The sequence below is a fragment of the Brachybacterium sp. AOP43-C2-M15 genome (assembly GCF_052446295.1).
Classification (GTDB): Bacteria; Actinomycetota; Actinomycetes; order Actinomycetales; family Dermabacteraceae; genus Brachybacterium.
This window is the reverse complement of record NZ_JBQSWB010000013.1, coordinates 95,006-107,940: the sequence shown is the minus strand read 5'-3', so window position 1 is coordinate 107,940 and position 12,935 is coordinate 95,006. Positions and strand designations below refer to the sequence as shown.

General features: G+C 70.8%; 10 protein-coding genes. 7 read left to right on the top strand and 3 right to left on the bottom strand.

The genetic code is table 11. From position 1 onward, the window contains the following. Nucleotides 1-78: 78 nt before the first annotated feature. Together ACT3SP_RS14765 and ACT3SP_RS14760 are read right to left on the bottom strand one after the other, a co-directional pair. On the bottom strand, nucleotides 79-1,719 hold the full coding sequence (locus ACT3SP_RS14765; protein ID WP_444588061.1) for a xylulokinase: 1,641 nt from the start codon (nucleotides 1,717-1,719) through the stop codon (nucleotides 79-81). Between the two features lie 63 nt (nucleotides 1,720-1,782). Beyond that, on the bottom strand, nucleotides 1,783-2,805 hold the full coding sequence (locus ACT3SP_RS14760) for a LacI family DNA-binding transcriptional regulator (RefSeq protein ID WP_444588060.1): 1,023 nt from the start codon (nucleotides 2,803-2,805) through the stop codon (nucleotides 1,783-1,785). A 337-nt stretch (nucleotides 2,806-3,142) separates the two neighbouring features. Between ACT3SP_RS14760 and chvE the strand changes: the two genes are divergently transcribed. The 7 genes from chvE (at nucleotide 3,143) to ACT3SP_RS14725 (ending at nucleotide 12,293) form a co-directional block, all read left to right on the top strand. Continuing rightward, complete coding sequence (gene chvE / locus ACT3SP_RS14755; RefSeq protein WP_444588059.1) at nucleotides 3,143-4,294, top strand: multiple monosaccharide ABC transporter substrate-binding protein; 1,152 nt, start codon at nucleotides 3,143-3,145, stop codon at nucleotides 4,292-4,294. Between the two features lie 190 nt (nucleotides 4,295-4,484). Next, nucleotides 4,485-6,086, top strand: a complete 1,602-nt coding sequence (mmsA, locus tag ACT3SP_RS14750) for a multiple monosaccharide ABC transporter ATP-binding protein (RefSeq protein WP_444588058.1) — start codon at nucleotides 4,485-4,487, stop codon at nucleotides 6,084-6,086. Nucleotides 6,087-6,095: 9 nt separating this feature from the next. Beyond that, a complete protein-coding gene (gene mmsB, locus ACT3SP_RS14745; RefSeq protein ID WP_444588057.1) occupies nucleotides 6,096-7,277 on the top strand; it encodes a multiple monosaccharide ABC transporter permease in 1,182 nt (393 codons plus the stop codon). A 377-nt stretch (nucleotides 7,278-7,654) separates the two neighbouring features. Beyond that, a complete protein-coding gene (locus tag ACT3SP_RS14740; protein WP_444588056.1) occupies nucleotides 7,655-9,022 on the top strand; it encodes an extracellular solute-binding protein in 1,368 nt (455 codons plus the stop codon). An 85-nt stretch (nucleotides 9,023-9,107) separates the two neighbouring features. Beyond that, the gene (locus ACT3SP_RS14735) at nucleotides 9,108-9,992 is read left to right on the top strand and encodes a carbohydrate ABC transporter permease (RefSeq protein ID WP_444588055.1); all 885 of its coding nucleotides are present in this window, start codon (nucleotides 9,108-9,110) and stop codon (nucleotides 9,990-9,992) included. 1 nt (nucleotide 9,993) lies between these two features. Continuing rightward, on the top strand, nucleotides 9,994-10,905 hold the full coding sequence (locus ACT3SP_RS14730) for a carbohydrate ABC transporter permease (protein WP_444588054.1): 912 nt from the start codon (nucleotides 9,994-9,996) through the stop codon (nucleotides 10,903-10,905). Between the two features lie 161 nt (nucleotides 10,906-11,066). Beyond that, complete coding sequence (locus tag ACT3SP_RS14725) at nucleotides 11,067-12,293, top strand: hypothetical protein (protein ID WP_444588053.1); 1,227 nt, start codon at nucleotides 11,067-11,069, stop codon at nucleotides 12,291-12,293. A gap of 9 nt (nucleotides 12,294-12,302) precedes the next feature. On the opposite strand, the gene ACT3SP_RS14720 is transcribed toward ACT3SP_RS14725, so the two are convergent. Continuing rightward, the gene (locus tag ACT3SP_RS14720; RefSeq protein WP_444588064.1) at nucleotides 12,303-12,935 is read right to left on the bottom strand and encodes a glycoside hydrolase family 43 protein; all 633 of its coding nucleotides are present in this window, start codon (nucleotides 12,933-12,935) and stop codon (nucleotides 12,303-12,305) included.

Sequence of the window (12,935 nt, the reverse complement as noted above, 5' to 3'; positions counted from 1 at the left end):
CGACGCCCGGATTGCAAGGGCAGTCCACTGCGCTGACCTGGGTGGATGAGGCTCGGTGGAGGGCCGGGACGGCCTGCCTCAGCTCAGGGTCTCGCCGGCCAGGCGCTCGACGGGCAGCCCGGTGCGGTAGCTCTCCAGCCAGCGGGCGTGCCCGGCCATCCCGGCCTCGTCGGGCTCGAGAGCGGTCAGCTCCTGGGAGGAGAAGACCTGCGTCGTGAGGTAGTCCTCGAGGGAGTCGGAGCCGTCCTGCGCCGTGTGCGCCGCGAGCAGCGCCATCCCCCAGGCCCCGCCCTCGCCGGCGGAGTCGCCGACGGCCACGGGGGTGGCGAGCGCATCGGCCAGCACCTGCTGCGCCGCGCCCTTCGTGCGGAAGATGCCGCCGTGCGCGTACATCACGTCCAGCTGCACGCCCTCGTCCTTCAGCAGCGCCTCCATGCCCACGGCCAGCGCCCCGAACGCTCCGTAGAGCTGGGCGCGCATGAAGTTCTCGAGGCTGAAGCGCGCCTCCTGCTCGCGCACCAGGAGGGGACGGCCCGAGGGCACGCCCGTCTGGTGCTCGCCGGAGACGTAGTTGTAGCTCAGCACGCCGCCGGCGTCGGCCTCGCCCTCCGCGCCCGCGCCGAACAGGGCGCCGTAGAGCTCCTCGGCGTCGACGGGGCGTCCGATCAGCTCGGCGAAGCGCGAGAAGAGCCCCAGCCACGCGTCGAGGTCCGTGGTGCAGTTGTTGGTGTGGATCATCGCCACCGGATCGCCTGCCGGCGTGGTGACCATGTCGATCTCCTCGCGCGGGCCCGACAGCCGCCCTTCGAGCACGACCATGGCGAAGGCGCTGGTGCCCGCCGAGACGTTGCCCGTGCGGGGGGCGATCGCGTGGGTGGCGACCATGCCGGTCCCGGCATCACCCTCGGGCGGGGCGGTGACCGCGCCGGGGCCGAGCGCCCCGGTGGGGTCCAGCAGCGCCGCGCCCTCCTCTGTCAGCGAGCCGGCGTCCTGACCGGCGATCAGCACCTCCGGCAGCACCTCGGGGAGGGACCAGGGCAGCTCCGCCACGCCGTCCAGGGCGGCGAAGCGCTCGAGCTGCTCGGCGTCGAAGGAGTCGCCCGAGGCGGAGATCGGGAACATGCCGCTGGCGTCCCCGACGCCGAGCACCTTCCTCCCGGTCAGCCTCCAGTGGACGTAGCCGGAGAGGGTGGTGAGGAAGGCGAGGTCGGGCACGTGCCGCTCGCCCCCGCGCAGGGCGTGCAGCAGGTGGGAGACGCTCCAGCGCAGCGGGATGTTCAGGCCCAGGGCCTCGCTCAGCTCGGCGGAGGCGTCGGCCGTGTAGGTGTTGCGCCAGGTGCGGAAGGGGGCCAGCTGGGCGCCGTCGGCGTCGAAGGCGAGGTAGCCGTGCATCATCGCCGAGATCCCCAGGCTCCGCAGTCGCGTGAGCTCGGCGCCGTGGCGGTCGCGGACATCGCGCACCAGGTCGGCGTAGCAGTCCTGGATGCCGGTCCACACGTCCTCGAGCGCGTAGGTCCAGCTCTCGTCCTCGAACCGGTTCTCCCACGCGTGGGAGCCCGCGCCGAGCACCGTGCCGGCGTCGTCGATTAGCGCCGCCTTGATGCGGGTCGAGCCGAGCTCGATGCCCAGATGGGCGCGGCCGTCCTCGATGAGGGCGGAGGAGGTCTGGCGGGAGGCGGGGTCCTGGTGGTCTGCGGCGGGCGCGGCGGCGGGCGTCATGGCATCACTCAATCATCTGGGCGGCGGAGCGGGGAAGGTCGTCTCGGGCGGGGGGGCGGCGGGTCAGTGCGTGCGCTCGGGCCGGGTGGAGCGGCGCACGACCAGGCGCGGCGCCAGCTCCTGCGGGGGGTCGGCGCGGGCGGGCGCGTTCTCCATCAGCTCCACCAGGTGCCCCAGCGCCGCCCGGCCGACGGCCGCGAAGGGCTGCGCGACCGTGGTGAGGGAGGGGAGCAGGAACTCGGCGCCGAGCGTGTTGTCGAAGCCGACGACGGCGACGTCCTCGGGGATCCGCAGGCCGTGCTCGTGCAGGGCGTGGAGCACGCCGATGGCCATCATGTCGTTCGCGGCGAAGATCGCCTCCGGCGGGCCGGAGCGGATCAGATCGCCGGTGAGCTCGTAGCCCGAGCGGGGTGTCCAGTCGCCGGGGCCGATGATCGCGCCGTCGAGCCCGAACTCGTCCAGGGCCTGCTCGACGCCGCCCCGGCGCGCGCGGGCGTCGAACCAGTCCGTCGGACCGCAGACGTGGACGATCGAGCGGGCGCCGGTGCGCTGCAGGTGCTCGACCACCTGGTGCGCTCCGCGGCGCTGGTCGATGCCGACCACCTCCACCCCGGCCTCCTGCGGCGGCTGCGCGGAGACCGCGACCACCGGGGTCGAGCCGGCCACCGCGGCGACGGACTCGGTCATCCCCTCATGGCCGGCGACCACGAGGATCCCGTCGACCCCGGACCCCAGCAGCTCCGCCCCCACCTGGCGCTCCCCGTCGCCGCCGGGAGGCAGGGAGGTCAGCAGCAGCGAGTAGCCGGCCTCGCGCGCGGCGGCCTCGATCGCGGAGGTGGTCTCCGCGGGCCCGAACAGCGAGGAGCCGTCGTTGAGGACGCCGACGAGGGAGGAGCGGGTGGTCTTCAGCGTGCGGGCGGCGCGGTTGGGCGTGTAGCCGAGCGCGGCGATCGCCTCGAGCACCCGATCGCGGGTCGCGGGCCTGACGATGCCCGGGTCGTTCAGGACGCGGGAGACGGTCTGGTACGAGACGTCGGCGCGGGCGGCGACGTCCCCCATCGAGGGGCGGCGCGGGGTGGGGCTCATCGGTGTCTCCTCGCGTCGGACGGATCAGGCCGCGACCGGGCGCGGGGCGGTCCGGGCGGCGGGCCCTCGCCCCGTTGCCGAGTTGTGACCCGGGTGCGGCCGGGACGTGTTGACAGCGGCGTCGATGTGAACGTTATCATTCGAGCGGTCCCCACCGCCCACGGCGGCACGCCACAGACGGCGTGAGGACCGCTCGAGACGGACCTGACCAGGCCCGGAAGTTCCGCCGACGCCCCGTCGGCCTCGCGCGCGGCATGGACGCCGCGCGGGGCCGCAGGTGCACCGGCGCGTTGTCCCTGCTGCAGTCAGCAGACGGTGATTTCGACGAGGAGAAGCCATGCACAACCGGAGAACCTTCATGCTGGGAGCGTCGGCCGCCGCGGCCGCGCTCGGACTGGCGGCCTGCGGCGGCGAGGGCGCCGGTTCCGGCGGCCCCGACCCCGACGCCCCGCCCAGCGAGCAGACCGTGGGCGTCGCGATGCCCACCCAGACCTACGAGCGCTGGGTCGCCGACGGCAACAACATCAAGAAGGGCCTGGAGGACAAGGGCTTCGTCGTCGACATGCAGTACGCCGACGACGACATCCCCACGCAGCAGCAGCAGATCGATCAGATGGTCAACTCGGAGGTGAGCGTGCTGCTGATCGCCTCGATCGACGGCGCCTCCCTCTCCGCCCAGCTCGACGCCGCGGCCGCCGCCGGCATCCCGGTCATCGCCTACGACCGCCTGCTGACCGACAACGAGAACGTCGACTTCTACGTCACCTTCGACAACTACAAGGTGGGCGTGAACCAGGCCAACGCCCTGCTGTTCGGCCTGGGTCTGCTCGACGAGAGCTTCGAGCCGGCCGACGACGCCCCCGAGGGCCCGCTGAACATCGAGCTGTTCGCCGGCTCCCTCGACGACAACAACGCCCACCTGTTCTGGGAGGGCGCGGTCGACACCCTGCAGCCCTTCCTCGACGACGGCACGCTCGAGGTGCTCTCGGGCCAGCTGGACATCGAGCAGGCCGCCACCCAGCGCTGGGAGCAGGAGACCGCCCAGAAGCGCATGGAGAACCTGCTGACCACCCACTACAACGGCGGCGAGGAGCTCTCCGGCGTGCTGGCGCCCGCCGATCCGCTCTCGCGCGGCATCATCAACGCCCTGCAGAACTCGGGCCTGGGGCCGACGATCGAGGAGGGCCTGCCCGTGGTCACGGGTCAGGACGCCGAGATCGCCTCGATCAAGCTGATCGCCGACGGCGTGCAGTCCTCGACGATCTTCAAGGACACCCGCGACCTCGCCGACCAGGCCATCGTCGCCGCGGAGTCGATCCTCACGGGCGACGAGCCCGAGGCCAACGACACCGAGACCTACGACAACGGGGTGAAGGTCGTCCCCTCGTACCTGCTCGAGGTGCAGATGGTCCTCGAGAACAACTACGAGGAGATCATGGTCGACTCCGGGTACTACACCGAGGAGCAGGTGGAATCCGGACAGCTCTGAGATGGTTCGCCGACGTGCTGCCGAGGAACGAGGCGGTAGGAGGCGGGCCCGGAGAGATGGTTCGCCGACATGCTGCCGAGGAACGAGGCGGTAGGAGGCGGGCCCAGAGTCGACATTCTCCTCAGCAGAACCCCGGTGGGGTCCCGGGGCGCCGTCGCGCACCGGGACCCCCTGCCCGAAGGAGGGCTCCATGACCGAACACCAGGGGACCGATCATCAGGGGAGCGATCAGCCTGCGTCCTCGTCCGACGCGGCCGCGCACCTCCTCGAGATGCGGTCCATCACCAAGCGATTCCCCGGCGTCATCGCCCTCAAGGACGTGTCCCTGACGGTGGGCGAGGGGGAGATCCACGCGATCTGCGGGGAGAACGGCGCCGGCAAGTCCACGCTCATGAAGGTGCTCTCCGGCGTCGAGCCGGCCGGCACCTACGAGGGCGAGATCCACTACCGCGGCCGTCCCGTCCGCTTCGCCTCGATCAACGAGTCCGAGGCCGAGGGCATCGTGATCATCCACCAGGAGCTCGCCCTGGTGCCCCACCTGTCGATCGCCGAGAACATCTTCCTCGGCAACGAGCAGGCCCGGGCCGGCGTGATCAGCTGGCACGAGACCAACGCGCGGGCGTCCGAGCTGCTGGCCCGCGTGGGCCTCAAGGAGAAGCCCGTCACCCCCGTCGGCCAGCTCGGCGTGGGAAAGCAGCAGCTGGTCGAGATCGCCAAGGCGCTCTCGAAGAACGTCAGCCTGCTGATCCTCGACGAGCCCACCGCCGCCCTGAACGACGATGACTCCGAGCACCTGCTCGGCCTCATCCGCGACCTGCGGGACGAGGGCGTGACCTCGATCATCATCTCCCACAAGCTGGGGGAGATCGCCGCGGTCGCCGACGCCACCACCGTGATCCGCGACGGCTCGACCATCGAGACCATCGACATGCAGGTCCCGGCCGAGGAGCGGCGCGGTCTGGTGCCCCGCATCATCAAGGGCATGGTGGGTCGGGACATCGACAACCTCTACCCGGAGCGCAGCGCCCGGATCGGCGAGGAGATCCTGCGGATCGAGGACTGGCACGTCGGCCATCCCACCCAGGCCGGTCGCACGGTCGTCGACGGCGCGTCGCTGACCGTCCGCGCCGGCGAGGTCGTCGGCATCGCGGGACTCATGGGCGCGGGGCGCACCGAGCTCGCGATGAGCGTGTTCGGCCAGTCCTACGGCCGCGACATCTCCGGGAGCGCCTACGTGCACGGTCGTCCCGTGCGCCTGCGCACCGTCGCCGACGCGATCGACGCGGGCATCGCCTACGTCTCCGAGGACCGCAAGCAGTACGGGCTGAACCTCATCCAGGACATCCGCACCAACGTCACCGCCGCGGCCCTGAAGAAGGTCACCACCGGCGGCTGGATCAACGGCAACGAGGAGATCGCGGTCGCCGAGCGCTACCGCTCCTCGCTGAACATCAAGACGCCGACGGTGATGTCCACCGTCGGGAAGCTCTCCGGCGGCAACCAGCAGAAGGTGGTGCTCAGCAAGTGGCTGTACACCGAGCCGGAGCTGCTGATCCTCGACGAGCCCACCCGGGGCGTCGACGTCGGCGCCAAGTTCGAGATCTACTCGATCATCAACGAGCTCGCCGAGGCGGGCAAGGCGATCATCGTCATCTCGTCGGAGCTGCCCGAGGTGATGGGGCTGTCCGATCGCATCTACACACTGTCCGCGGGCCGGGTCACCGGTGAGGTCGCCGCCCAGGACGCCACGCAGGAGCGCCTCATGGAGCTCATGACCATGGAGAGGGAGTGAGCGCGGCTCATGGCCGGCACCTCTGACATCCGAGAGCTGTTCACGCGCAACCTGCGCCAGAGCGGCATCTACATCGCCTTCGTGTTCATCATCGTGCTGTTCACGATCCTCACCGGAGGCAGGCTGCTCAGCCCGGGCAACCTCACCAACCTCGTTCTGCAGTACTCCTACATCCTGATCCTCGCGATCGGGATGGTGCTGATCATCGTGGCCGGGCACATCGACCTGTCGGTGGGCTCGGTGGTGGCGCTGACCGGCTCCGTCGCCGCCGTGGTGGTGATCGGCAACGGCCTGCCCTGGTGGGTGGGCGTGATCGCGGCGCTGGGCACCGGTGTGCTGGTGGGGCTGTGGCAGGGGTTCTGGGTGGCCTATGTGGGCATCCCGGCCTTCATCGTCACCCTGGCCGGCATGCTCATCTTCCGCGGCCTGACCATGCAGGTGCTGGGCAACGTCTCGCTCTCGCCGTTCCCGCGGGAGTACCAGTACATCTCCGGCGGGTTCCTCAACGGGATCCTCGGCGGCAACGGGTACGACGCCTTCACCCTGATCCTCGCCGCGGCGCTGATCGTCGTGTTCGCGACCCAGCAGTACCGCGGGCGCCTCGCGAAGCTCAAGTACAAGCAGCAGGTCGAGGCGCAGTACCTGTTCTGGATCAAGAATGCTGCCGTGGCCGCGGTGGTGATGGCCTTCGCCTGGCAGCTCGCGCACTCGCGCGGCCTGCCCGTGGTGCTGATCCTGCTGGCCGCCCTGGTGCTCATCTACGGCTTCATCAGCCAGCGCACGATCTTCGGCCGGCACATCTACGCCATGGGCGGCAACCTCCAGGCCGCCCGGCTCTCCGGGGTGAAGACCCGGCGGGTGAACATGCTCCTGTTCGTGAACATGGGCCTGCTCGCCGCGATCGCCGGCATCGTCTACTCCGCCCGCTCCAACAGCGCCCAGCCGGGCGCCGGCAACATGTTCGAGCTCGACGCCATCGCGGCCGCCTTCATCGGCGGCGCCGCGGTGACCGGCGGCATCGGCAAGGTGCACGGTGCGATCATCGGCGGCCTGATCATGGCGGTCATGTCCAACGGCATGCAGATCATGGGCATCGACCAGTCCACCCAGTCCGTCGTGCGCGGCGTGGTGCTGCTGATCGCCGTCGCCTTCGACGTCTGGAACAAGAAGAGGTCAGGCGCGGGCGCCTGAGCCGCGACGGCGTGCGCCCGACGGGCGCGCGACGGACGCGCGACAGCCTCCTCGGACCCTCCTGCGAGGTCCGGGGAGGCCGTCGTGCGCGGACGGCGCGATGCATCGAGAAAAGTGGCCGCAACCTGCGGTGGAGATCCGTTGCACGGTCTCCTGCAACGATGTAAAGTCGAGGACGTGACGCAGCGCACTCGGCGCCGACGGACAGCACAGACGCTCCTCGGCCCGTCCGCCCCTGCGATGCGTCGTTCGCCGCGAAGGCGCGCTGCGAGACCCGGAGCATCCGTTCGAGACGAACTCGCAGCCCCTCCGCACCGATGAGACGAACGCCGTCGGGCCGCTCGGCCCGGAGGACCACCGGCCGATGGAGAGCTGAGATGAGCAACCGCCCACCCCGAACATCGATCGCAGAGCTTCCGGGCATCCCGGGGATGTCCCGTCGTCGGGTGCTCGGAGCGGCCGCCCTCGGAGTCGCCGGAACGGTGCTCTCCGGGTGCTCGACCCCCTTGGCGGCGGGTCTGCTGGGAACGGAGCTCGACCCCGGCACCGTCGTGTACTGGAACCTGTTCGGGGGCGGCGACGGCGTGCGCATGCAGGACATGCAGGCCGGCTACCGCGAGCAGAACGCCGCCGCCCTCCAGGCGACCACCCTGGCCTGGGGCAACCCGTACTACTCGAAGCTGACGCTGGCCACGGTCGGCAACCAGCCGCCCGACGTCGCCGTCGCCCACCTCACCCGTGCCAAGCCGCTCTGGGCCGGGGGGATCCTGGACCCGATCACCGAGGAGGACCTGGCCGGCGTCGGGCTCTCGAGCGCAGACTTCGCCGAGCAGGCATGGACGACGCAGGTCACTGACGGGCAGAACATCGCCATCCCGCTGGACACACACCCGTTCACCCTCTTCTACAACAAGGAGGTCTGTGAGCAGGCCGGGCTCTTGGACGCCGACGGGATCCTCATCGACCTCGACGGCAGGGACGCCTTCGAGGCGGCGCTGGCGGAGATCAGCGCCGTCACGGGCGGCACCGCGATCACGGTCGCGAACGTTGCGGAGACCTCCACTCCGTGGCGGTTCTTCTGGACCCTGTACAACCAGCTCGAGAGTGCCACGCCGTTCCTCTCAGAGGACGGCGCCGTCCTGAGCGTCGACGAGCCCAGCTTCCTCGAGGTGATGGATCTGGTCACGAGCTGGGTCGACGAGGGCTGGCTGAACTCCAACCTCGACTACGCCGGCTCGCAGACGGAGATGTTCATCGGCAATGCCGGCTTCTACCTCCAGGGCGAGTGGGAGATCGCGACGGCGCAGTCGATCGAGGGCCTCGACTTCGGGATGGCCGAGATCCCCCGGATCTTCGACAAGCCCGCGGTGCAAGCCGACTCCCACACCTTCATCCTGCCGCGGAAGGACCGCTCGCCCGAGCAGCGGCAGCTGGCGATGGAGTTCATCAAGGCGATGCTCGACCAGAGCCTCATCTGGGCAGAGGGCGGTCACGTCCCCTCCTACCTGCCCACGTTCGAGAGCTCGGAGTTCCAGTCGCTCGAGCCGCAGCAGCACTACGCCGGAGCGGCCGACCACGCGGTGTACGACGACCCCGCCTGGTACGGCGGCTCCGGCTCCACCTTCGAAGCGACCGTGGGGGCTCAGCTGGGACTGGTCCAGCAGGGGGCGCTGAGCCCGGAGCGGGCGTTCGCCGCCATCCGGAACCAGCTCGAGATCTACACCTCCACGCCGAGCCCCCTCTGACCGGAAGGCCACCGACATGACGACGACGTCCCCGACCGCCCGACGGTCCGCTCCGCCGAGGAGGACCGCTAAGCAGGCGGCCTCCGTGCGCCGCAGGACCCCGCAGGCCTGGCTCTTCCTCGCCCCCTTCGTCCTCTTCTACGCGGCCTTCATGATCGGCCCGACGATCTGGATGATGATCGCGAGCTTCTTCAACACCTCCACCGTCCGTTCCGGCCTGGGCTCCTTCGCCGGGCTAGACAACTACCTGGAGATGTTCGCCAGGGACGACTTCTGGTCCTCCCTCTGGCACACCCTCCAGTTCACGCTGTACACCGTGCCCCCGCTGGTGATCCTCTCCTTCATCTTCGCGGTGCTCACGAACCGGGTCTCCCGCGGGCAGTGGTTCTTCCGGCTGGCGTTCTTCCTGCCGTTCATCCTGCCCTCGGCCACGATCTCCCTCATCTGGGTCTTCGTGTTCACCCCGTCGACCGGGCTCTGGTCGCTGCCGGCCCGCCTGCTCGGCCTGACGCCTGGCGACGGCATCCTCTCCGACCCGCGCACCGCCATGATCGGCATCGCCATCGCCACCATCTGGTGGACCATCGGCTTCAACTTCGTGCTCTACCTGGCCGGCCTGCAGGAAATCCCCCGCGAGCTGTACGAAGCGGCCGCCGTGGACGGCGCGACCGCCTGGCAGCAGATCCGGTCCGTGACTATCCCGCTGCTCACGCGGACGACGGCCCTGGTGATCCTGCTGCAGATCATCGCCAGCCTGAAGATCTTCGACCAGGTCTACCTGATGACGCAGGGCGGCCCCGGCATCTCGACCCAGGTCGCGCTCGGCCTCATCACCGAGACGGCCTTCACCGACAACCGGATCGGTGCCGCGTCCGCCGCCTCCGTCCTGCTGTTCCTCATCATTCTCGTGATCGCGATCGCCCAGCAGCTCGTCAGCCGCATCGGGGCCAAGCGCGAGGAGGCTTCCTGACATGACTCTCACCGACGCCCGCCCCGCCCGCTCCCGACGCTCCGGCATCTCTGCCGCCGCTCCGGCCCGGCCCTCGGCCCACGCCGGCAGTAGCGGCCGCGGCTTCACCGTGGCCTCCACGGTGGTGCTCGTGGTCTTCGCGATCATCTGGCTGATCCCGAGCATGTTCGCCCTGAAGACGTCCTTGACCGACAACGGTGTGGCCGCCCTCGGTGCGCAGGAGATCCTCAGCAGCTGGAGCCCGACGCTGGACTCCTACCTCGGTCTCATGCGACAGGGCGACATCTGGAACTGGTACCTCGCCAGCGGTGTGACCTCCGTGGTGACCGCCGTGCTGACGCTGCTGTTCGCCTCCATGGCGGCCTTCGCCCTGTCCCGCATGGAGTTCCGAGGCCGAGCCGTGATCTACCTGGCGATCATCATCGGGCTTATGATCCCCAGCCAGGTGCTGATCGTGCCGATCTTCGAGCAGCTGCGGATCGCCCAGCTGCTGAACACCTACTGGGCGGTCATCCTCCCGCAGGTGCCCTCGGTGATCGCCGTCTTCATCTTCAAGCAGTTCTTCGACGGGATCCCGCGGGAGCTCGAGGAAGCGGCGCGCGTCGACGGCGCGAGCTCGTGGCGCATCTACTGGTCGGTCGTGATGCCGCTGTCGCGACCGGTGACCGCGGCGGTCGCGATCCTCACCTTCGTCTGGACCTGGAACAACCTGCTGCTGCCCCTGTTCGTCATGTCGAACCCGAGCCTGATGACTATCCCCGTCGGCCTCGCCACAGTGCAGGGCAGCTTCGGCCTCCGCTACGCGGACATCCAGGCGGGCGCGATCCTCGCGGCGCTCCCGCTGGTGGTGCTGTACATGTTCTTCCAGCGACAGATCGTCGAGGGAGTGACGGGCTCCGGCCTGAAGGGCTGAACCGCCCCGCGCCTCGTGACGGGCCCTGAGGGAGTGGCCCGCGACGACAGGTTCCGCAGCGAACATCACAGAAGGATTGCCTCACCTGACCCACCTCGCGTGGGATGGCAGGACGGTCGCCGAACGTCGGCGACCGCACACCATGCAGGAGGCCGGGGACGATGCTGGACCACGCGATCGTCATGGGCGGGAGCGTCGCCGGTCTCCTCGCCGCGGCGGGCCTCGCCGAGCAGTGCGACCGGATCACGATCATCGACCGTGACCCGCTGCCCGTCGACGGACCGGAGGCGTTCGCACCGCGGCGCGGGGTCGCGCAGGGGCGGATCGTCCACCGCCTGCTCGCCCGGGGCGAGCAGCGGATGGAGGAGCTGCTGCCCGGACTGCGGAGAGAGCTGCTGGCCGCCGGCTGCACCGAGCTCGACGGCCCGGGGCGGCGCGACGGCATCGAGGACCGCGACGGCCCCGGGGCGCTCGACCACCGCAAGGACCGCGACGTCCGGCGGGACCGCGCCGGTGTCGACGGGCCCGTGCTCGCGCCGGGGTCGCTGGGCCTGACGCGGCCCGTCCTCGAGGGCGTGCTCCGCCGCCGGGTGCTCGCCCTGCCCGCGGTCACCGCCCGGCAGGGAGCCGTCGCCGGGCTCCTGGCCGACGCCGACGGGCGGACCGTCCGGGGCGTGCGGCTGCGCGGGGCCGACGTCGACGAGCTGCGCGGCGCCCTGGTGGTCGACGCCGCCGGGCGCAGCAGCCGTGCGGCCACCTGGGTCGAGGCCCTGGGAGCCGAACGCCCTCGGGCGCTGACCACGCGGGTCCACGTCGCCTACACCTGCCAGCGGCTGCGTCTGCGCGATGGGGCGCTGCCCGAGGGTCTGCGGACCGTGTCCGTCCCGGCCGGCGCGCAGGCTCCCTTCACGGTGGATCTCGAGCCCTGCGGGAACGGGGAGCACGTGCTGTCCGTCGCCGGCACCGCACGGAACCTCCCGCCGAGCGATCTCGCGGGGCTCCGGGACCTGCTGGCCCAGCTGCCGGCGGCGACGGTCGCCGACGCGCTGGCGGACGCGGAGCCGGTGGGGGAGCCGGCGAGTGCCAGGGCGGCGGGCGGCCACCGACTGCTCTGGGAGACGGCGGAGGCGGCTCCCGAGGGCCTGGTCCATCTCGGCGACGCGGCCGCGACTTTCACCCCGCTGTACGGGCAGGGCATGACCATGGCGGCCGTCGGGGCGGTGACGCTGCGCGAGGTGGTGCGCAGGACCGGGGGCGCGACGAGCGGCCTCGCCGGCAGGTTCCAGCGGGAGCTCGCCGCGCAGCTCGACCCTGCCTGGGACGCCGCCGTGGCGCGGGACGCGGAGATCCCCGGCGCCGAGCTCGAGGTCGCTGCGGCTCCGGGGTGAGAGGACGGCTCAGAGCTCCTTCGTGCCCCAGAGCGAGCGGCCGTCGGCCCCCAGCACGCTGAACGTGAGGGTCCAGGCCCCCGCGCTCTCCCGCCACCCGCGGGTGACCACGCCTCGGTACGCCTCGCCGTCGAGGGTCAGGGTGGCGCGGGAGGCCCCTTCGAGCCTCCAGCGTCCGGTGCGGGACCCGGAGATCTTCCCGTCGCGGTGGAGACGGACGGGCAGGGACTCGACCACCTCCGGGCTGATGGCGCGGCCGTGGTCCACCAGCTGCCAGTCGCCCTCGAGGTCGGTGCGGTGCAGGCGGGATGCGCGTGCATCGCTCGCCGGTTCCCCGGCGTACCGGTGGGGCGAGACGACGAGCCAGCCGTCGGCGCTGACGTGCATGCGGTGCACGCGCACCTGGTGCAGCTCCCCGGTGCCGGGGAATCTGCTGTGCAGGAACAGGAAGATGTCCTCCTCGTCCTCGCCGCTCCAGGCGGAGACATGGCCGGGGGAGACGTAGCCGGATCCGGGGCCGGCCTCCTCCGCGTCGGCGTACCGGTGGTTGCCCAGGAGCTTCGCGCCGAACGGCTCGATGGAGGCGTCGTCGAACAGCGGCAGGTCGGGGTCCGCCGCCGCCTCGCGGAGGTCCTGTCCCAT